Origin of the sequence: Streptomyces sp. NPDC046925 (genome assembly GCF_040644915.1) — a bacterium.
Taxonomy (GTDB): Bacteria; Actinomycetota; Actinomycetes; order Streptomycetales; family Streptomycetaceae; genus Streptomyces.
In genome coordinates this window covers 416,359-435,146 of the sequence record NZ_JBEYWZ010000001.1, presented here as the reverse complement: position 1 = coordinate 435,146, position 18,788 = coordinate 416,359, and the positions used below count along the sequence as shown (strand labels likewise).

Below are 18,788 nucleotides of genomic sequence, written 5' to 3'. Positions count from 1 at the left end.
TGAGAGCCGCCCTCAGCCCGCCTTGAAGGACGTATAGCCATGGCTGCCACCCCCGAAAAGCCCACGACTGCCGCGCCCCGGCGCAAGGCGAGCCGTCACCGTGGTGAGGGCCAGTGGGCCGTTGGCCACTTCACGCCGCTCAACGGCAACGAACAGTTCAAGAAGGACGACGACGGTCTCAATGTGCGGACACGCATTGAGACGATCTACTCGAAGCGCGGCTTCGACTCCATCGACCCGAACGATCTCCGCGGCCGTATGCGCTGGTGGGGGCTCTACACCCAGCGCCGCCAGGGGATCGACGGCGGCAAGACGGCCATCCTGGAGCCCGAAGAGCTGGACGACGAGTACTTCATGCTGCGCGTCCGCATCGACGGCGGCCGCCTGACCACCGAGCAGCTGCGCGTCATCGGCGAGATCTCGCAGGAGTTCGCGCGCGGCACCGCCGACCTCACCGACCGGCAGAACGTCCAGTACCACTGGATCCGCATCGAGGACGTCCCCGAGATCTGGGAGCGCCTCGAAGCCGTCGGGCTCTCCACGACCGAGGCCTGCGGTGACACGCCCCGCGTCATCCTCGGCTCGCCCGTCGCCGGTGTCGCCGAGAACGAGATCATCGACGGCACCCCCGCCATCGACGAGATCAGCCGCCGCTTCATCGGCAGCCCGGAGTTCTCGAACCTGCCGCGCAAGTTCAAGACGGCGATCTCCGGCTCGCCGCAGCTCGACGTCGCGCACGAGATCAACGACATCGCCTTCGTCGGCGTCAACCACCCCGAGCACGGCCCCGGCTTCGACCTGTGGGTCGGCGGCGGCCTCTCCACCAACCCGAAGCTGGGCGTACGGCTCGGCGCCTGGGTGCCGCTCGACGAGGTGCCGGACGTGTGGTCCGGTGTCATCGGCATCTTCCGTGACTACGGCTACCGCCGCCTGCGCACCCGCGCCCGCCTGAAGTTCCTCGTCGCCGACTGGGGCCCGGAGAAGTTCCGGCAGATCCTCCAGGACGAGTACCTCAAGCGCGCGCTCGTCGACGGGCCCGCGCCCGAGCAGCCGGCCGGCACCTGGCGCGACCACCTCGGCGTGCACAAGCAGCAGGACGGCCGCTTCTACGTCGGCTTCGCGCCCCGCGTCGGCCGCGTGGACGGCGCGACGCTCACGAAGATCGCCGATGTCGCCGCGGCCCACGGCTCGGGCCGCCTGCGCACCACCGCCGAGCAGAAGATGATCGTGCTCGACGTCGAAGAGGCGCAGGTCGAGTCGCTCGTGGCGGGGCTCGAAGCCCTCGACCTGCGGGTGAATCCCTCCCCCTTCCGGCGCGGCACGATGGCCTGCACCGGCATCGAGTTCTGCAAGCTGGCGATCGTCGAGACCAAGGTGCGCGGCGCCACGCTCATCGACGAACTGGAGCGCCGCATCCCGCAGTTCGACCAGCCGATCACCATCAACATCAACGGCTGCCCGAACGCCTGCGCCCGCATCCAGGTCGCCGACATCGGCCTCAAGGGCCAGCTCGTCCTGGACGACGAGGGCAATCAGGTCGAGGGCTTCCAGGTGCACTTGGGCGGCGCGCTCGGCCTGGAGGCCGGGTTCGGCCGCAAGGTCCGCGGTCTGAAGGTCACCTCGGCCGAGCTGCCCGACTACGTCGAGCGGGTCCTCACACGCTTCCAGGAGGAGCGCGCGGACGACGAGCGCTTCGCCACCTGGGTCGCCCGGGCCAGCGAGGAGGCCCTGAAGTGAGCGAGCGTGCCGCCCCCTTCCACTGCCCCTACTGCGGCGACGAGGACCTGCGCCCCCACGAGTCCGGTCACGGCGCCTGGGAATGCGCCGCGTGCAATCGAGCCTTCCAGTTGAAGTTCCTCGGGCTGCTCGCCCGCGGAGTTCAGCGCGACAACGGTGGAGGGGAAGAGATATGACGACCGTTCAGGTTCAAGAGCAGCGTACGAACGACGAGTTGAAGGCTCTCGCCGAGCAGGCGGGGCGTGATCTGGAGGACGCGTCCGCCCTGGAGATCCTGCGGTGGGCCGTCGACACCTTCGGCGAGCGCTTCTGCGTGACCTCCTCCATGGAGGACGCCGTCGTCGCCCACCTCGCCTCCCGGGCCCGCCCCGGCGTGGACGTCGTGTTCCTCGACACCGGCTACCACTTCCCGGAGACCATCGGCACCCGGGACGCCGTCGCCGCCGTGATGGACGTCAACGTCATCACCCTCACGCCGAAGCAGACGGTCGCCGAGCAGGACGCCGAGTTCGGCGCGAAGCTGCATGACCGCGACCCCGACCTGTGCTGCGCCATGCGGAAGGTCAAGCCCCTCGAGGAGGGCCTGACGTCGTACGCCGCGTGGGCGACCGGGCTGCGCCGCGACGAGTCCCCGACCCGGGCGAACACCCCGGTCGTCGGCTGGGACGAGAAGCGCCGGAAGGTCAAGGTCTCCCCGATCGCCCGCTGGACGCAGGACGACGTCGACGCCTACATCGACGAGCACGGCGTCCTGACCAACCCCCTCCTGATGGACGGCTACGGCTCCGTGGGCTGCGCGCCCTGCACCCGCCGTCTCCTGGAGGGCGAGGACGCCCGCGCCGGACGCTGGTCGGGCAACGCCAAGACCGAGTGCGGGATCCATTGATGACAGAGCCGCGTGAAGCGACAGAGCCTCGATACGTATCGGAGACGCACGTGACCACCGGAGCCACCATCTGGCTCACCGGCCTGCCCAGCGCGGGCAAGACCACCATCGCGTACGAACTCGCGGAGAAACTGCGCGGCGAGGGCCACCGGGTGGAGGTGCTCGACGGCGACGAGATCCGCGAGTTCCTCTCGGCGGGCCTCGGCTTCAGCCGCGCGGACCGGCACACGAACGTGCAGCGCATCGGCTTCGTCGCCGAACTGCTCGCCCGTAACGGCGTGAAGGTCCTGGTGCCGGTGATCGCACCGTTCGCCGACAGCCGCGAGGCGGTGCGGACACGCCACCAGAAGGGCGGCACGCCCTACCTGGAGGTCCACGTGGCCACGCCGGTGGAGGTCTGCTCCGTACGCGACGTGAAGGGTCTGTACGCCAAGCAGGCGGCCGGTGAGATCTCCGGTCTCACCGGGGTCGACGACCCCTACGAGGCACCCGAGTCACCCGATCTGCGCATCGAGTCCCAGGACCAGACCGTGCAGGAGTCCGCGGCGGCCTTGCGCGCGCTGCTCATCGAAAGGGGTCTGGCATGACCACGACCGTGGCCACCGTGAGCGAGGGCACCGACAGCCCGTACGCGCTCAGCCACTTGGACGCCCTGGAGTCCGAGGCGGTGCACATCTTCCGCGAGGTGGCGGGCGAGTTCGAGCGGCCGGTGATCCTCTTCTCCGGCGGCAAGGACTCGATCCTCATGCTGCACCTGGCGCTGAAGGCGTTCGCCCCCGCGGCGATCCCCTTCTCGCTCCTCCACGTGGACACCGGGCACAACTTCCCCGAGGTCCTCGAGTACCGCGACCGCGTGGTCGCCGAGCACGGACTGCGCCTGCACGTCGCCTCCGTGCAGGACTACATCGACGCGGGCAAGCTGCGCGAGCGCCCCGACGGCACCCGCAACCCGCTGCAGACCCTGCCGCTCACCGAGAAGATCCAGAGCGAGAAGTTCGACGCGGTCTTCGGCGGCGGGCGCCGCGACGAGGAGAAGGCCCGCGCCAAGGAGCGCGTGTTCTCCCTGCGCGACGAGTTCTCGCAGTGGGACCCGCGCCGCCAGCGCCCCGAGCTGTGGCAGCTCTACAACGGCCGCCACGCCCCCGGCGAGCACGTCCGCGTCTTCCCGATCTCCAACTGGACCGAGCTGGACGTGTGGCAGTACATCGCCCGCGAGGGCATCGAGCTCCCCGGGATCTATTTCGCGCACGAGCGTGACGTGTTCCGGCGCTCCGGGATGTGGCTGACCGCCGGAGAGTGGGGCGGGCCCAAGGACGACGAGACGGTCGAGAAGCGCCAGGTGCGCTACCGCACGGTCGGCGACATGTCCTGCACCGGCGCTGTCGACTCCGACGCCACCACGCTGGACGCCGTCATCGCCGAGATCGCCGCGTCCCGTCTCACCGAGCGCGGCGCCACCCGCGCCGACGACAAGATGTCCGAGGCCGCGATGGAAGACCGCAAGCGCGAGGGGTACTTCTAACCATGACCAGCACCACCGAACCCGACAAGGCGCAGCCGCTCTCCAACGAGCAGCTGTCGGCCACCACCCTGCTGCGGTTCGCCACGGCCGGTTCCGTCGACGACGGCAAGTCCACCCTCGTGGGACGCCTGTTGCACGACTCCAAGTCGGTCCTCACCGACCAGCTGGAGGCCGTGGAGCGTGCCTCCGCCAGCCGCGGCGCCGAGGCGCCCGACCTGGCGCTGCTCACCGACGGCCTGAGGGCCGAGCGCGAGCAGGGCATCACCATCGACGTCGCCTACCGCTACTTCGCGACGCCCGCGCGCCGGTTCATCCTCGCCGACACCCCGGGCCACGTGCAGTACACGCGGAACATGGTCACCGGTGCCTCCACCGCCGACCTCGCCGTGGTCCTGGTCGACGCCCGCAACGGCGTCATCGAGCAGACCCGCAGGCACGCCGCCGTCGCCGCGCTGCTGCGCGTCCCGCACGTGGTGCTCGCCGTCAACAAGATGGACCTCGTCGCGTACGAGGAGACCGTCTTCGCGAAGATCGCCGAGGAGTTCACCGCGTACGCCAGCGAGCTGGGCGTCCCGGAGATCACCGCGATCCCGATCTCCGCGCTGGCCGGCGACAACGTGGTGGAGCCCTCCTCCAACATGGACTGGTACGGCGGCCCCACCGTCCTTGAACACCTGGAGACGGTCCCGGTCAGCCACGACCTGACCTCCTGCCACGCGCGCCTGCCCGTCCAGTACGTGATCCGCCCGCAGACCGCCGAGCACCCCGACTACCGCGGTTACGCGGGACAGATCGCGGCGGGCACCTTCCGGGTCGGCGAGTCCGTGACGGTGCTTCCCTCGGGCAAGACGTCGAAGATCGCCGGGATCGACCTGCTCGGCGAGCCGGTGGACGTCGCCTGGACGCCGCAGTCCGTGACGCTGCTCCTGGAGAGCGACATCGACATCGCGCGCGGCGACCTGATCGTGCCGAGCGGCGACCAGCCTAAGACCTCGCAGGACCTCACGGCGACGGTCTGCCATGTCGCGGACACCGCGCTGAGCGTCGGCCAGCGGGTGCTGCTCAAGCACACCACCCGCACGGTCAAGGCGATCGTCAAGGACATCCCCTCGCGGCTCACCCTGGACGACCTCTCCCAGCACCCGGCCCCCGGAGAGCTGGTCGCCAACGACATCGGCCGCGTCGTCATCCGCACCGCCGAGCCGATCGCCGTCGACTCGTACGCCGCCTCGCGCCGCACCGGATCGTTCCTCCTGATCGACCCGGCCGACGGCACGACCCTTGCGGCGGGCATGGCGGGCGACGCCTTCGCCGAAACCGTTGAGACGGTCGAAGAGGCCAAGAAGGCGGCGGACGACGAGGGCTGGGACTTCTGACCATGGCCTCCATCGACTACTTCTCGACCTTCGCGAAGGAGGGCGGCCGCATCGGCAGCGGCGCCCTCGGCAGCGGGCAGGGCGGGGTCGGGCGATGTGCGCGATGACGTACGCGCACTGCCTGCGCGCCCACACCCCCCGCGAGTTCGACCTGCGAAGACGAAAACCTGCCGATCTCCCGGCCACGCCCTGACGGCGTAGGCCGGGCCAACGAGAGGACCACCTCCCGTGCCTGCCAGCTTCCGCACTCCACGCACCACCGGCGGCCGCCGTGCCCTTGCCGCCGTGGCCGCCCTGCCCCTGCTCGCCGTAGTGCTCACCTCCTGCGGCTACGGATCCAACGAGGACGACGACAACGAAAAGGCCAAGGTGGCCGCGGGTGCGAAGAAGATCGAGGGCCTGGACGAGGTGAAGATCGGGTACTTCCCGAACCTCACCCACGCCACCGCCCTGGTCGGCGACCAGGAGGGCCTGTTCCAGAAGGAACTGGGCGCGACGAAGGCGAAGTACACGCAGTTCAACGCCGGTCCGTCCGAGATCGAGGCGCTGAACTCGAAGTCCATCGACATCGGCTGGATCGGCCCGTCGCCCTCGATCAACGGCTACACCAAGTCCCAGGGCAAGAACCTGCGCATCATCGGCGGTTCGGCATCCGGCGGCGTGAAGCTGGTGGTCAACCCCGACAAGATCAAGTCCCTGGACGACGTCAAGGGCAAGAAGATCGCGACCCCGCAGCTGGGCAACACCCAGGACGTCGCCTTCCTGAACTGGATCAAGGAAAAGGGCTGGAAGGTCGACGCGGAGAGCGGCAAGGGCGACGTCTCGGTGGTCCGCACCGACAACAAGATCACGCCTGACGCCTACAAGTCCGGCTCGATCGACGGCGCCTGGGTGCCGGAGCCGACCGCGTCGAAGCTGGTCGCCGAGGGCGGCAAGGCCATCCTCGACGAGTCCGACCTGTGGCCGGACAAGAAGTTCGTGATCACGAACATCATCGTGTCGCAGCAGTTCCTCAAGGAGCACCCGAAGGTCGTCGAGGCCGTCCTGCGCGGTTCGGTCAAGACCAACCAGTGGATCAAGGACAACCCTCAGAAGGCGAAGGCGTCCGCCAACGCCGCCCTCAAGGAGGCGTCCGGCAAGGAGCTGCCCGCCGACGTCATCGACCCGGCGTGGAAGTCCATCCAGACCACGGACGACCCGCTGGCCGCCACGCTCGACACCGAGGCGGACCACGCGGTCAAGGCAGGGCTCCTGGACAAGCCGAACCTCAAGGGCATCTACGACCTGCGGCCGCTGAACAAGGTCCTGAAGGCCGAGGGCAGGCCCGCCGTCGACGACGCCGGTCTCGGCGTCAAGTAACCCCGGAATCAGACCAGTTCCCAGGAGGTGACGACCATGGCGACAAGCACCCTCGCCAAGGCGGCGGAGGACATCACGGCCGCCCCGCACGCAGCCCGGATCGAGCATGTCTCGAAGTCCTTCGCCACGCCCGCCGGGCAGCAGCTCGTCCTGGACGACATCACCCTCGATGTCGCTCCGGGCGAGTTCGTCACCCTCCTGGGGGCCTCGGGCTGCGGCAAGTCGACGCTGCTCAATCTGGTGGCGGGGCTCGACAAGCCGTCGGCGGGCGACATCGCCACCGACGGCCGCCCCGCCCTGATGTTCCAGGAGCACGCGCTGTTCCCGTGGCTGACCGCGGGCAAGAACATCGAGCTCGCCCTGAAGCTGCGCGGCGTCACGAAGGCCGAGCGGCGCGAGCGCGCCGAGGAGCTCCTCGGTCTCGTACGGCTGCAAGGGGCGTACGGCAAGCGGGTGCACGAGCTGTCCGGCGGCATGCGCCAGCGGGTGGCCCTGGCCCGCGCCCTCGCGCAGGACAGCAAGATCCTGCTGATGGACGAGCCGTTCGCGGCGCTCGACGCGATCACGCGTGACGTCCTGCACGACGAACTGACCCGCATCTGGCGCGAGACGAACGTCTCCGTCCTCTTCGTCACGCACAACGTGCGCGAGGCCGTCCGCCTCGCCGAGCGCGTCGTGCTCCTCTCGTCGCGTCCGGGCCGGGTGGCGCACGAGTGGCAGGTGGACATCCCCCACCCGCGCCGCATCGAGGACCCCGCCGTGGCGGAACTGTCCGTCGAGATCACCGAACAACTGCGTGGGGAGATCCGCCGACATGGACAGCACTGACACTCAGGTCGGCCACAGCGAGGCCGGCCGGGCCGACGCCGTAAGGACCGAGAAGGACAGCAGCCAGGACCTGGCCGGTCTGGAGGCGGGCCTGGACGCGCTCGACGCGGTCCAGACCCGGCGTACGCCCTTCCGGCAGACCTTCGTCAAGAAGATCCTGCCGCCCGTGACCGCCGTCGTGCTCGTCCTCGTGGTGTGGCAGATCCTGGTGTGGGCGAAGGTCACCGACTCCTACAAGCTGCCCGCGCCCTCAGCCGTCTGGGACGAGGTGCAGACAGCCTGGCTGGAGGGGACGCTCCTGGAGTACATCTGGACGTCCGTCTCGCGCGGTCTGCTCGGCTTCCTGATGGCGCTGGCGATCGGTACGCCGCTGGGCCTGATCGTGGCCCGGGTGCGGTTCGTCAGGGCGGCGATCGGCCCGATCCTGTCCGGTCTGCAGTCGCTGCCGTCGGTGGCGTGGGTGCCGCCGGCCGTGATCTGGCTCGGCCTCAACGACCAGATGATGTTCGCGGTGATCCTGCTCGGCGCCGTCCCCTCGATCGCCAACGGCCTGGTCGCCGGCGTCGACCAGGTGCCGCCGCTGTTCCTGCGGGCGGGCCGCACCCTGGGTGCGACGGGCCTGCGCCACACCTGGCACATCGTCATGCCGGCGGCGCTGCCCGGCTATCTGGCCGGTCTGAAGCAGGGCTGGGCGTTCTCCTGGCGCTCGCTGATGGCCGCGGAGATCATCGCCCAGTCCCCCGACCTGGGCATGGGCCTTGGCCAGCTCCTGGAGGCGGGCCGCACGAACAGCAGCATGTCGCAGGTGTTCTTCGCGATCCTCCTCATCCTCATCGTCGGCATCGCCATCGACCTGCTGATCTTCAGTCCCCTTGAGCGGCGCGTCCTGCGCAGCCGCGGACTCCTCGTGAGGAGCTGACCCCCATGTACGGCCGTCCCGTCCTGCTCGTCGTCGCCCACGGCAGCCGCGATCCGCGGCATGCCGCGACGGTGCGCGCCCTGGTGCGACGGGTGCGGGAGCAGCGGCCGGGGCTGCGGGTGGAGACGGGCTTCCTGGACTTCGACTCGCCCTCGGTCCCCGAGGTGCTCGCCTCCCTGGACGCCGAGGGCGTACGGGACGTGATCGCGCTGCCCCTGCTCCTGACCCGGGCGTTCCACGCGAAGTCGGACATCCCCGCGGTCCTGCGCCAGGCGCCGCCCCGGCTGCGCATCCGGCAGGCGGCGGTGCTCGGCCCGTCGCCGCTGCTCCTGACCGCTCTGGAGCAGCGTCTCTACGAGGCGGGCCTCACGCCCGCCGACAAGTCCTCGACCGGGGTAGTGCTTGCCGCGGCGGGGTCATCGGACCCGGAGGCGATCGCAGTGATCGCTGAAATCGCGCGGGAGTGGCGGCACACCGGTTGGTGCGCCGTGCGGCCTGCGTTCGCCTCCGCATCTCTGCCCCGCACGGAGGACGCCGTGCGGGAGCTGCGGGAGCTGGGGGTGCGCCGGGTGGCGGTGGCGCCCTATGTCATCGCGCCCGGTTTTCTGCCGGACCGCATCGTGCGGGGTGCGGCCGACGCGGACGTCACCGCTCAAGTCCTCGGCGCGTCGGACGGGTTGGCGCGGCTTCTCGTGCAGCGCTACGACGAGGCACGCGCCGGTTCCGGTGTGGTCGGGCGGGTGGCGCGGGTTCCCGTGCTGGCCTAGCTTGTGGGTTCATGACCCTCACCAGATCCCGGACGCTCTGGCTGCGGACCGAGCCGCTGCACGCAGTGATCTACTTCGACGAGCGCTGCCGCGATCTGGGCAGGGCACTGGGCCTCAAAGGCTTCTGGATGGGCTACTTCGCGGCCCGTACGGCTCCCATGGGCCCGATCGAGGCGGGCCCCGCGACGGCCTCGCTGGGTGTCTTCGCCCCGGCCATGGTGGCCAGGGCCCTGCCCTCCGCCTGGCAGTACGTGTCGCCGGGCCGGATCGTGGAGGAGCGCGCGGCCTGCACGGCGCGTGCCCTTCGCGCGCTCGTGCCGGGCATCGACGACCAGGCCATCGCGCTCTGCCCGCCCCTGGCGGCGATGGTCGAGGACGCCCCTTCGCCGGCCCGCCCGCTGTTCGCGGCGAACCGGGACGTGAGCGACCGGGCCGATCCGGTGCAGCGGCTGTGGCAACTGGTGACCTGCGTCCGCGAGTTCAGGGGCGACGCGCATGTCGCCGCGCTCGCCGACCACGGCCTGGACGCCTGCGAGGCGGTGGTGCTCGCCGCCGCCACGGGCCGCGTGGACCCGGACACCATCCGCAACGACAGGGGGTGGACCGAGCAGGAGTGGGCGCACGCGGTGGACCGGCTGCGCGGGCGCGGCCTGCTCGACGGGGACGGGCACATCACCGAGCACGGCCGCACGGAGCGGGAGTTGATCGAGGACGCGACGGACCGGCTTGCGGCCCGGCTGCTGCGCCCGCTCGCCGCCAGGGACGCGGACACGCTCCTGGCCGCGCTCGACCGCCCGGTACGGCAGATCATCGCGGCGGGCCTCGTCCCGTTCCCCAATCCGATCGGGCTGCCGCGACCCACGACTTAGTCAATCCGGTTGCCGAAGGCCCGCCCGTGCCCCTACCGTCACGCCGATGACCCCCGTACTTCGTTCCGAACGCCTGAGCCTGTCCCCCTATGTCGCCGCCGACGAGGAGCAGTTCGTCTCGCTGCTCCAGGACGAGGCCGTGGGCAACTGGTTCGGGGACGGGACGCAGAGCGTGGAGCAGACCCATGCGCTGTTCCGCCGGATCTTCGGGCTCGTGTACGCCGAGAACCAGTTCCCGGTGTGGGCGGTGCGGCACGAGGGGCGCTATATCGGCCACGCGGAGATAAAGCCGTCGCCCGAGAGCTGGCTCGACGGTCACGAGATCGTCTACGGCCTCTTCCGGGGCAGCTGGGGCATGGGCCTGGGCACGGAGCTGGCCCGTCTGCTCACCGCGTACGGCCATGAGACGCTCGCCCTGTCCGAGGTGCACGCGACCGTGGACGCCCAGAACACCGCGTCGCTCACGGTCCTCAAGCGCCTCGGCTACACGCAGGGCCGGTCGGTCCCGGAGGACAACGGCCGCACGACGCTCCTGATGACCTCGGCACTCAGCTGAAGTCCAGGCCTCCGGTGCGGGTGCGCTTGAGCTCGAAGAGATCGGGGCAGCCCGCCAGCACCCGGAAACTGTCGAAGAGCCGCACCGCGTCGTCGCCGCGCGGAATCGCCCGCAGCACGGGCCCGAACCAGACGGTGCCGTCGACGTGGATCGTGGGCGTGCCGACGTAGGCGCCCTCTTCGGGGTCCTTGCCCGCGTCATGGCTGCGGCGCACCGCGTCGTCGTACGCCGGGTCGTACGCGGCCTCCGCGAGGGCGGCGGGCAGACCGGTCTCGGCCAGGGCCTCGGCGATGACCTGGTCGAAGTCCTCGTTCTTGTCCCGGTGGATGCGGGTACCGAAGGCAGTGTAGAGATCCCGGAGCACGTCCTCGCCGTGCTGCTCGGCCGCGGCGGCGGCGACCCGCACCGGACGGATCGACTTGTCGACAAGCTCGCGGTACCAGTCGGGCAGTTCGTTGCCGGTGTTGTGGAAGTACAGGCTCATCACGTGGAACCGGAGGTCGAGGTCGCGGGCGCGCTCGACCTCCAGGATCCAGCGGGAGGTGATCCAGGCGAAGGGGCAGGCCGGATCGAACCAGAAGTCGATGCGGGTCCGGGGAGCGGTCTTCTCAGCAGCCTTCGGGGTGCCTTCTGTCGTCGTCATGAGCCGACCCTACTGAGCAAATGGCACACGCCTCTGGGCCATTCAGCGTGACTTCCGGCGGGCCATTCACCGGCACGTCCGGTGGGCCGTTCACCGTCATTTCCGGCGGGCCGTTTCCTCCGCCCCCGCCACCACGCCCAGCAGTTCGGCCACCGTCATCGACCCCGCCGCGCGCCGTTCGCGCGCGAAGGCGTTCGCCACGGCCTGAAGGGCGTCGTTCACCGGCGTCGGCACCGCGTGCAGGCGGCCGAGCAGGGCGATCTCGCCGTTGAGGTAGTCCGCCTCGATGGTGCCCGTGCCCCGGCTCAGGCTCTGCCAGGACGAACCGCCGCCGCGTTCCGAGCCGTCGAAGGGCTCGAAGCTGACGCGGTCGCCGCGCGTCTCCTTCTGCTCCTGCTCGCCCACCGCCTCGATGCCCGCGGCGGCGAGCACCGCCTCGCCCTCCGCGCGTGCCCGCCGGTAGAGGGCGATGGCCTCCTGGTCCGCGAGCACGCCCGTGACCGCCTCGATGGAGTTGGCCAGATTGGCGAGCAGCTTCCCGTACTTCCAGCGCATCACGTCCGGCACGACGGGCGCGAGCAGCTTCGACTTCTCCAGGTCGGCGGAGACGAGACGGGCGGTGTCGTCCGTGCCCCCGGGGTAGCGGCCGAGGTGCAGGATGCCCGTGTAAGGGGCACCCGCCGCGGAGACGGAGCCCGGCTCTACGTGGGTCGCGGGGAGCCAGACGCACATCCCGTACACCCGCCGGAAGCGGCGCAGCGCGATGCGCTCGCTCTCCACGCCGTTCTGCGCGCAGATCAGCGGAAGGACCTCGGCGGCCGTGCCGCCGCCGGCCACCGGGCGCCCGCTCCAGGCGTCGAGGGCGGCCGCGCAGTCCTGCGTCTTCACGGCGAGGAAGAGCACGTCGTCCGCTCTCAACTCGCCCAGTTCCTCCGGGGTCCGCACGACGGGCAGCCGGTGGACCACCGTCCCGTCGGCCGTCCTGACCCGCAGGCCGTTCTCCCGTACCGCCTCGTAGTGCGCGCCCCGCGCGACGAGGACCACGTCATGGCCGCTCCCGGCGAGGCGTCCGCCCACCGTGCCGCCGATCGCCCCTGCTCCGATGATGATGTAGCGCATGGGGCCGAGCCTCGCACATCCGGCCGGGGAAGATCAGGCTTCCCGCGGGCTGTCCGCGCCGAACGGGGTTCCCTGGTGGAACCAGAGCAGCCACCGGCCTTCGTGCCGCCGCCACAGCGAACTGCGGTGCGCCCTGCGGCCGTTGCTCTCGGTGTCGAAGGTGAGGTGTACGACGTCGTCGGCGAGCTCGACGCCCCGCATCCGGGAGGTCATGATCGGGCGGCCGGTACGGTGCGTGTTCTCGCCGAGGGCCTTGACGATCGACGCGCGGTCCCAGGGGGTGCCGGAGGCGCCGAACTCGGTGAACTCCGGGTGCAGCAGCTCCGCGAGCAGTTCGGGTTGCGTGCGTACCTCGGGGGCGAGCAGCCGCAGTTCGGCCTCGATGGCCGCGTCGACGGCGGGGGTCCGGTCAGCCATGGTCCGGCTCCCGGGTCAGTTCCACCAGCTTGGCAACGGTGTTCCAGTTGCGGGACGTGGCGATGACGCCCTTGAACAGGGCGGGGCGCGAGAGGACCTCGCCCAGCTTGGAGCGGCCGAGCCCGTCCGGCGCGTAGAGGTAGAGGGCGCGGTCGCCGAGCCGGAACTCCTCGGGAAGGAACGCCGCCGGGTCGATCCCCTCGAGCCGGGACGCGTCGACCGGCTCGGAGAAGTACGTGACGTGCAGCTGCTTTCCTTCGAGGGTGGCCGCCGGGAAGGGGCAGGCGTCGGCGACCGCCTTCAGATAGGCGCCATCGCGCACCAGGACGTCCACGGCGAAGCCGAAGTGGCCCTCGATGGCCTCGCTCACCCGCGCGGCCAGGGCGTCCTCGTCCCGCACCTCACTGGTGAAGACCGCGTTGCCGCTCTGCAGATGGGTGCGTACGTCGCCGAGTCCGAGCCCGGAGAGCAGCGGACGCAACTCCCCCATCGGCACCTTCTTTTTGCCGCCCACGTTGATGCCGCGCAGAAGCGCCGCGTATGCCTTGACCGTCATCCGCACACCATAAGACGGCCGCCGTGCCCCGTGGGGGTGGGCACGACGACCGCCTGTCCTGTGGGTGTTGCCCGGTCAGGTGTTACTCGACGACCTTGAGCAGCTTGTTGGGCGTGCCCTCGCTCGGGTTCGAGATCTTGTCCGCGGTCGCGCCGTCGGTCAGCGCCTTGGAGACGGCGTCCGGCTTGGCGTCGGGGTGGGCGCCGAGGTAGACGGCGGCGGCGCCCACGACGTGCGGGGTCGCCATCGACGTGCCGGAGATGGTGTTGGTGGCGTCGTCGCCCGTGTTCCAGTCGGAGGTGATGTCCGAGCCCGGGGCGTAGATGTCCACGACCTTGCCGAAGTTGGAGAAGTCCGACTGCTCGTCGTCCTTGGTGGAGGAGGCGACCGTGATGGCCTCCTTCACGCGGGACGGGGAGCCCTGACCGGCGTCGGAGGACTCGTTGCCGGCCGCGACCGCGAAGGTGACACCGGAGGCGATGGCCTTCTGGACCGCCGCGTCGAGCGCCTCGTCGGCGCCGCCGCCCAGGCTCATGTTGGCGACCGAGGGGCCCTCGTGGTTCTTGGTGACCCAGTCGATGCCCGCGACGACCTGCTCGGTGGTGCCGGAGCCCTGGTCGTCCAGGACGCGGACCGCGACGATCTTCGCCTTCTTGGCGACGCCGTGCGCGTCACCGGCGATGGTGCCCGCGACGTGCGTGCCGTGGCCGTTGCCGTCGTCGGCGTTGTCGTCGTTGTCGACGGCGTCGAAGCCGGAGGTGGCGCGGCCGCCGAAGTCCTTGTGGCTGACGCGGACACCGGTGTCGATGACGTACGCCGTGGCGCCCTCACCGGCCGCGTCCGGGTACGTGTACTTCTTGTCGCCCGCGGTGTCGTCCTGGTCGATGCGGTCCAGGCCCCACGACGGCGGGTTGTCCTGGGTGGCGTTGATGCTGAACTTCTTGGACTGGACGACCTTGCCGACGGCCGGGTCGGCGGCCAGGCGCTTGGCGTCGGTCTCGCTCAGGCCCTTGGCCGAGAAGCCGTTGATGGCGGAGGAGTAGTTGTGCTTCAGCTTGCCGCCGTACTCCTCGGCGAGGTCGGACTTGTCGCCCTTGTCGGCCTTCTCGTCGAGCATGACGATGTAGCTGCCCGCGACGGCGCCCTTGGCGTTGGCTCCATAGACCTTGCCCTCGGCGGGGGTTGCCGCACCGGCGAACGAGGTCGCGAAGACGGTGACTCCGACCGCGGTGGCGGCGGTGGCTATCGCCGCGACGAGCTTCACCGAGCGGACACGCTTGTGAGTTGCCATGAAGAGGGGTCTCCTCGTGGTGTCTGTGGGGGGATGTGGGGGGTTTTCAAAACTTCACTGCGACGGCCCTCGAGATCCGGAAGATCTCCGGGCGTTGGGACGAAACCATGTCTGATTGACGCGCGCAGATCAATACCTACATACACCTGTGACTTGTTCAACAAGGTTCTGTAATAACAAATCGGGCCCCCGTCGGCAGATCGGACACCACGGGGCTGAAACTCGTAAGTCCGCATAGATGTAAGGGGCTTGCGGTGTCCCGGCTCCTTCTTGACGAGGAGGACGCCCGGTCCGGAGGGAGGAGAGCGCGCCCGCCCGGTTCACCGTCCGGCACGACGAGCGCCTCCCCGGCCTCGCCCTAGCTTCGAGCCATGGGGAATCAAGGCATACGAGTACGGGGGATAGCCGCCCGGGCCGGCGGATGGAGCGCCGGGCACCGATGGGCGGCCGTGGGCATCTGGGTGCTCTTCGTGGTGGTGTCGATGGCGCTCGGCTCCGCCGTGGGCCGCACGGACGTCGACCAGAACGATCTCAAGGGCGAGATCAATCAGGCGACACGGATCGTGGACGACGCGGGCATCAGGGAGCCGGTCGGCGAGAGCGTCCTGATCCAGGCGAAGGAGACAGGGCCCGGCGCCCTCAAGGCGACCGATCCGCGTTTCCGCCAGGCCGTGGACGACGTCATGAAGGCGGTCGGGGCCACCGGTGAAGTGACGGCGGTGACATCGCCGTACAAGAGCGAATCGGTCTCCAAGGACGGCCGCAGCGCCCTGGTGCGGTTCGACATGCGCGGCGACGACGAGACGGCGGGGGATCGTGTCGGGCCGGTCCTGGAGGCCGTCGGCAAGGTGGCGGACGCGCACGAGCGCGACGGGCTGCGGGTCGAGGAGATCGGCGGCGCCAGCATGCAGAAGACGTTCGACGACGCCTTCGGCGAGGACTTCAAGCAGGCCGAGTACTCCGCGGTCCCCGTCGCCTTCGGCATCCTGCTCATCGCGTTCGGCGCGCTGGTCGCCGCGCTGCTTCCGGTGGCCCTGGCCGTCACCGCGATCATGGCGACGATGGGCCTGATGGCCTTGGTCAGCCAGGTCCAGCCGATGAGCGAGACGGCGAACTCCGTGATGCTCCTGGTGGGCCTCGCGGTCGGCGTCGACTACTGCCTCTTCTATCTGCGGCGCGAACGCGAGGAGCGCGCCAAGGGCCGTGACGCGCAGACCGCGCTGAACATCGCGGCGGCCACCAGCGGCCGGGCGGTGGTCGTCTCGGGCATCACGGTGTGCGTGGCGATGGCGGGCATGCTGTTCACCGGCATCGGCGAGTTCGAGGCGATGGGCGTCGCCTCGCTGATGGTGGTCGCGGTCGCCATGGTGGGTTCGGTGACGGTCCTGCCCGCGCTGCTCTCGCTGCTCGGCGAGCGCGTCGAGAAGGGCCGGGTGCCGTTCCTGCGGCGCCGGGAGCGGGCGGGCGGCGTGCCGAGCGAGAGCCGGCTGTGGCGCGCGGTCGTGGGCCGGGTCCTCAAGCGCCCGGTCGTCTCGGTGGTGATCGCGGCGGGTGTCCTCGCGGCGATCGCGCTGCCCGCGCTCGGCATGAAGACCCAGCAGCTCACCCTCGACCAGGAGTTCGGCGACTCACTGCCGATCGTGGCGACGTACGACCGGGTGAACGAGGCGTTCCCCGGCGGTTCGGAGCCCGCCGAGGTCGTGGTGAAGGCCGATGACATCAACGCGCCCGACGTACGGGCGGCGATCGCCGACTTCCGGAAGCAGGCGGTGAGCTCGGGGGCGTCCGGCGGGCCTGTCGACGTGACGGTGCACAGGAACCAGAACGTCGCGTTCCTGACCGTGCCGCTGGTGGGCGGATCCGATCAGGAGAAGGCGGAGAAGAGTCTCGGCGTGCTGCGGGACGAGGTGCGGCCCGCGACGCTCGGCGAGGTCGACGGGGTCGAGGCGCCGGTGACGGGTCAGGTGGCGGGCTCGAAGGACTTCAACGACCAGCTCTCCTCGTCGGTCCCGCCGGTGTTCGCGTTCGTGGTGGTCTTCGCGTTCGTGCTGATGCTGCTCTCGTTCCGCTCCCTGACGATCGCGATCACGTCGATCGTCCTCAACCTGCTCTCGGTGGGGGCGGCCTACGGAATCCTGGTGATCGTCTTCCAGCACGGCTGGGGCGCGTCACTGGTGGGCGCGGAGGGAGTGGGCGCGATCATCGCGTGGCTGCCGCTGTTCCTGTTCGTGATCCTCTTCGGCCTCTCGATGGACTACCACGTGTTCGTCGTGTCCCGGATCAGGGAGGCGCGGCTCCAGGGACGTACGACGAAGGAGGCGATCAGCCACGGCGTGGTGACCACGGCGGGCGTCGTGACGAGCGCCGCCGTGATCATGGTCGCCGTCTTCGCCATCTTCGGGACGCTCTCCATGCAGTCCATGAAGCAGATGGGCGTCGGCCTCGCGGCGGCGGTCCTCATCGACGCGACGGTGATCCGCGGGGTGCTGCTCCCGGCGGTGATGGCGCTGCTCGGGGAGCGGAACTGGTACCTGCCGCGGTGGCTGCGGTGGCTGCCGGACATGACGCACGACGAGCCCTCCGCCGGAGAGGCGCCGGTGCCTGTGCGAGGGGAGCGGGTACGGGCGTAAAAGAACGCCGGACGGGCTGGAGACAGCCCGTCCGGCGTTTGAGGACGAACTCGGCGAAGCCGGTGATTGCCTACGCCGAGGCCCCTGCCATGACCTTGCGCTCCTCGAAGGAGTCGATGGTCCGCGTGAAGTCCCGCGTCGAGAGCAGCAGCTTGTAGATGATGGCCAGCTCGAAGACGAGGAGCAGCGCGCCGGAGACGATCGTCGCCGGGAGCACCACGTCGAACAGCGGGCCGATCATGAAGACGCCCATCTGGAACTCGATGCCGCTCACCAGGTGCGTACGGATGCGGTGCCGCAGCAGGAAGGAGCGTGCCCGCAGATACGCGGGGAACTTGCCCCGGAACTCCTGGTGCAGGTCGATGACCTGTCGCTTGGGCGCGGGCTCCGCAGCCGCGGCCGGGGTCTGCGGAACTCCCTGCTCCGCCCGCGTCTTCTGCAGGTCCTGCTCGATGTCCGCCTCGGGGTTGTCCCGCAGCAGGTCCTCCATGAAGGCCAGCTCGGCCTCGTTCTCGGCCCGGCGGGCCGCCCTCATGCGGCTCTTGATCTGCTTGCGCATGGTGTGCCGGATCTTGAAGATCTCGAGGCCGTTGATGTAGCGCAGGGTGTCGAGGGCGACCACGGCGACCGCGGCCCAGATGTAGAAGGCATCTCCGGTGCGGTGGAACTGGCCGCCCATCAGGGCCACCGCACACGCCATCACGCGAATCCGGTCGAAGACGAAGTCGAGCCAGGCGCCGAAGACCGAACCGGTGCCGGTGAGACGGGCGACCTTTCCGTCCATGCAGTCGAGAATGAAGCTGCAGTGATAAACGACGGCACCGACGGCCAGCCACTGCCAGTCGCCCATCGCGAAGAACCCCGCGGAGACGAGCCCCAGCAAGAACGCGCCCCAGGTGATCTGGTTGGGCGTGATCCTGGTCCGCATCGCCGTCCACCGCACCAGCGGCGTGGCGACCGGATCGACCAGAATCACGGTCCACCAGGCGTCACGCTTCTTCTGGGTGATGCGGCGCACCTCGTCGAGGGGCGGTATGTCTCGTCGCATGTGGGGTCAACTTCCTGGCGTTCGCGGAACGTTCACCTCACGCTAAGAAGCCATTGGTTCAACTAACAAGTAGCCGAGCGTGCAACCTTTCGGCCGGGGTAATGGTCAAACGGGCAGGACGAGTCAATACCTATGCCAGAACCACCCTGCGTTACCTGAGCGTTATCGAACGACAGGTACGTAACAGAATTCCCCGGCGTGTAACCAAAAGCCTTCCCGGAGCATCACACCCGGGCGGCATCAGGCCCCGACCAGCCGAATCCAC

General features: G+C 69.7%; 19 protein-coding genes. 13 read left to right on the top strand and 6 right to left on the bottom strand.

Annotation, left to right across the window (positions count from 1 at the left end):
- Positions 1–39 precede the first annotated feature (39 nt).
- From ABZ906_RS01765 to ABZ906_RS01710, 12 genes are all read left to right on the top strand, one after another.
- Positions 40–1,737: a nitrite/sulfite reductase gene (locus tag ABZ906_RS01765; protein WP_361194721.1), complete on the top strand. Its 1,698-nt coding sequence runs from the start codon at positions 40–42 to the stop codon at positions 1,735–1,737.
- Positions 1,734–1,913 (top strand): hypothetical protein, encoded by a 180-nt coding sequence (locus tag ABZ906_RS01760; protein WP_361194723.1) that lies wholly within the window; start codon positions 1,734–1,736, stop codon positions 1,911–1,913. Before ABZ906_RS01765 ends, ABZ906_RS01760 begins: the two co-directional genes overlap by 4 nt.
- Positions 1,910–2,623 carry a phosphoadenylyl-sulfate reductase gene (locus tag ABZ906_RS01755; RefSeq protein WP_361376160.1) on the top strand — a complete coding sequence of 238 codons (714 nt, stop codon included), beginning with the start codon at positions 1,910–1,912 and terminating at the stop codon, positions 2,621–2,623. Before ABZ906_RS01760 ends, ABZ906_RS01755 begins: the two co-directional genes overlap by 4 nt.
- Complete coding sequence (cysC, locus tag ABZ906_RS01750; RefSeq protein ID WP_361194727.1) at positions 2,623–3,210, top strand: adenylyl-sulfate kinase; 588 nt, start codon at positions 2,623–2,625, stop codon at positions 3,208–3,210. Before ABZ906_RS01755 ends, cysC begins: the two co-directional genes overlap by 1 nt.
- Complete coding sequence (gene cysD, locus ABZ906_RS01745) at positions 3,207–4,145, top strand: sulfate adenylyltransferase subunit CysD (RefSeq protein ID WP_361376157.1); 939 nt, start codon at positions 3,207–3,209, stop codon at positions 4,143–4,145. The genes cysC and cysD overlap by 4 nt, the downstream gene beginning before the upstream one ends.
- 2 nt (positions 4,146–4,147) lie before the next feature.
- Positions 4,148–5,521, top strand: a complete 1,374-nt coding sequence (locus ABZ906_RS01740) for a GTP-binding protein (RefSeq protein WP_361376154.1) — start codon at positions 4,148–4,150, stop codon at positions 5,519–5,521.
- 228 nt (positions 5,522–5,749) lie between these two features.
- Complete coding sequence (locus tag ABZ906_RS01735) at positions 5,750–6,880, top strand: aliphatic sulfonate ABC transporter substrate-binding protein (RefSeq protein WP_361194732.1); 1,131 nt, start codon at positions 5,750–5,752, stop codon at positions 6,878–6,880.
- Between the two features lie 36 nt (positions 6,881–6,916).
- Entirely contained in the window at positions 6,917–7,708 is a 792-nt protein-coding gene (locus tag ABZ906_RS01730; RefSeq protein ID WP_361194734.1) for an ABC transporter ATP-binding protein, read from the top strand.
- Entirely contained in the window at positions 7,695–8,627 is a 933-nt protein-coding gene (locus ABZ906_RS01725; protein WP_361376151.1) for an ABC transporter permease, read from the top strand. The genes ABZ906_RS01730 and ABZ906_RS01725 overlap by 14 nt, the downstream gene beginning before the upstream one ends.
- A gap of 5 nt (positions 8,628–8,632) precedes the next feature.
- Complete coding sequence (locus ABZ906_RS01720) at positions 8,633–9,394, top strand: sirohydrochlorin chelatase (protein WP_361376148.1); 762 nt, start codon at positions 8,633–8,635, stop codon at positions 9,392–9,394.
- 11 nt (positions 9,395–9,405) lie between these two features.
- Positions 9,406–10,263 carry a hypothetical protein gene (locus tag ABZ906_RS01715; RefSeq protein ID WP_361194739.1) on the top strand — a complete coding sequence of 286 codons (858 nt, stop codon included), beginning with the start codon at positions 9,406–9,408 and terminating at the stop codon, positions 10,261–10,263.
- Between the two features lie 46 nt (positions 10,264–10,309).
- Positions 10,310–10,819, top strand: a complete 510-nt coding sequence (locus ABZ906_RS01710; protein ID WP_361194741.1) for a GNAT family N-acetyltransferase — start codon at positions 10,310–10,312, stop codon at positions 10,817–10,819.
- Here ABZ906_RS01710 and ABZ906_RS01705 read toward each other — a convergent pair.
- From ABZ906_RS01705 to ABZ906_RS01685, 5 genes are all read right to left on the bottom strand, one after another.
- A complete protein-coding gene (locus ABZ906_RS01705; RefSeq protein WP_361376145.1) occupies positions 10,812–11,462 on the bottom strand; it encodes a DsbA family protein in 651 nt (216 codons plus the stop codon). The genes ABZ906_RS01710 and ABZ906_RS01705 overlap by 8 nt on opposite strands.
- A gap of 96 nt (positions 11,463–11,558) precedes the next feature.
- Positions 11,559–12,581 (bottom strand): 2-dehydropantoate 2-reductase N-terminal domain-containing protein, encoded by a 1,023-nt coding sequence (locus ABZ906_RS01700; RefSeq protein ID WP_361376142.1) that lies wholly within the window; start codon positions 12,579–12,581, stop codon positions 11,559–11,561.
- A 33-nt stretch (positions 12,582–12,614) separates the two neighbouring features.
- Positions 12,615–12,998 (bottom strand): DUF4440 domain-containing protein, encoded by a 384-nt coding sequence (locus tag ABZ906_RS01695; protein WP_361194747.1) that lies wholly within the window; start codon positions 12,996–12,998, stop codon positions 12,615–12,617.
- Positions 12,991–13,554, bottom strand: a complete 564-nt coding sequence (locus tag ABZ906_RS01690) for a DUF1697 domain-containing protein (RefSeq protein WP_361376139.1) — start codon at positions 13,552–13,554, stop codon at positions 12,991–12,993. Before ABZ906_RS01690 ends, ABZ906_RS01695 begins: the two co-directional genes overlap by 8 nt.
- Positions 13,555–13,636: 82 nt before the next feature.
- Complete coding sequence (locus tag ABZ906_RS01685) at positions 13,637–14,845, bottom strand: S8 family peptidase (protein WP_361194751.1); 1,209 nt, start codon at positions 14,843–14,845, stop codon at positions 13,637–13,639.
- A 371-nt stretch (positions 14,846–15,216) separates the two neighbouring features.
- Here ABZ906_RS01685 and ABZ906_RS01680 point away from each other — a divergent pair, with 371 nt between their 5' ends.
- Positions 15,217–17,475, top strand: coding sequence for an MMPL family transporter (locus tag ABZ906_RS01680; protein ID WP_361376136.1), 2,259 nt, complete (start codon positions 15,217–15,219; stop codon positions 17,473–17,475).
- A gap of 70 nt (positions 17,476–17,545) precedes the next feature.
- Here ABZ906_RS01680 and ABZ906_RS01675 read toward each other — a convergent pair whose 3' ends face one another.
- Positions 17,546–18,523, bottom strand: a complete 978-nt coding sequence (locus ABZ906_RS01675) for a CDP-alcohol phosphatidyltransferase family protein (protein ID WP_361194755.1) — start codon at positions 18,521–18,523, stop codon at positions 17,546–17,548.
- Between the last annotated feature and the right edge of the window lie 265 nt (positions 18,524–18,788).

Coding starts and splice junctions, on each gene's coding strand:
- ABZ906_RS01720 (WP_361376148.1), top strand. CDS start 8,633: ATGTACGGCCGTCCCGTCCTGCTCGTCGTCGCCCACGGCAGCCGCGAT.
- ABZ906_RS01685 (WP_361194751.1), bottom strand. CDS start 14,845: ATGGCAACTCACAAGCGTGTCCGCTCGGTGAAGCTCGTCGCGGCGATA.
- ABZ906_RS01755 (WP_361376160.1), top strand. CDS start 1,910: ATGACGACCGTTCAGGTTCAAGAGCAGCGTACGAACGACGAGTTGAAG.
- ABZ906_RS01740 (WP_361376154.1), top strand. CDS start 4,148: ATGACCAGCACCACCGAACCCGACAAGGCGCAGCCGCTCTCCAACGAG.
- ABZ906_RS01675 (WP_361194755.1), bottom strand. CDS start 18,523: ATGCGACGAGACATACCGCCCCTCGACGAGGTGCGCCGCATCACCCAG.
- ABZ906_RS01680 (WP_361376136.1), top strand. CDS start 15,217: ATGGGGAATCAAGGCATACGAGTACGGGGGATAGCCGCCCGGGCCGGC.
- ABZ906_RS01705 (WP_361376145.1), bottom strand. CDS start 11,462: ATGACGACGACAGAAGGCACCCCGAAGGCTGCTGAGAAGACCGCTCCC.
- ABZ906_RS01710 (WP_361194741.1), top strand. CDS start 10,310: ATGACCCCCGTACTTCGTTCCGAACGCCTGAGCCTGTCCCCCTATGTC.
- ABZ906_RS01700 (WP_361376142.1), bottom strand. CDS start 12,581: ATGCGCTACATCATCATCGGAGCAGGGGCGATCGGCGGCACGGTGGGC.
- cysD (WP_361376157.1), top strand. CDS start 3,207: ATGACCACGACCGTGGCCACCGTGAGCGAGGGCACCGACAGCCCGTAC.
- ABZ906_RS01690 (WP_361376139.1), bottom strand. CDS start 13,554: ATGACGGTCAAGGCATACGCGGCGCTTCTGCGCGGCATCAACGTGGGC.
- cysC (WP_361194727.1), top strand. CDS start 2,623: ATGACAGAGCCGCGTGAAGCGACAGAGCCTCGATACGTATCGGAGACG.
- ABZ906_RS01765 (WP_361194721.1), top strand. CDS start 40: ATGGCTGCCACCCCCGAAAAGCCCACGACTGCCGCGCCCCGGCGCAAG.
- ABZ906_RS01695 (WP_361194747.1), bottom strand. CDS start 12,998: ATGGCTGACCGGACCCCCGCCGTCGACGCGGCCATCGAGGCCGAACTG.
- ABZ906_RS01715 (WP_361194739.1), top strand. CDS start 9,406: ATGACCCTCACCAGATCCCGGACGCTCTGGCTGCGGACCGAGCCGCTG.
- ABZ906_RS01730 (WP_361194734.1), top strand. CDS start 6,917: ATGGCGACAAGCACCCTCGCCAAGGCGGCGGAGGACATCACGGCCGCC.
- ABZ906_RS01725 (WP_361376151.1), top strand. CDS start 7,695: ATGGACAGCACTGACACTCAGGTCGGCCACAGCGAGGCCGGCCGGGCC.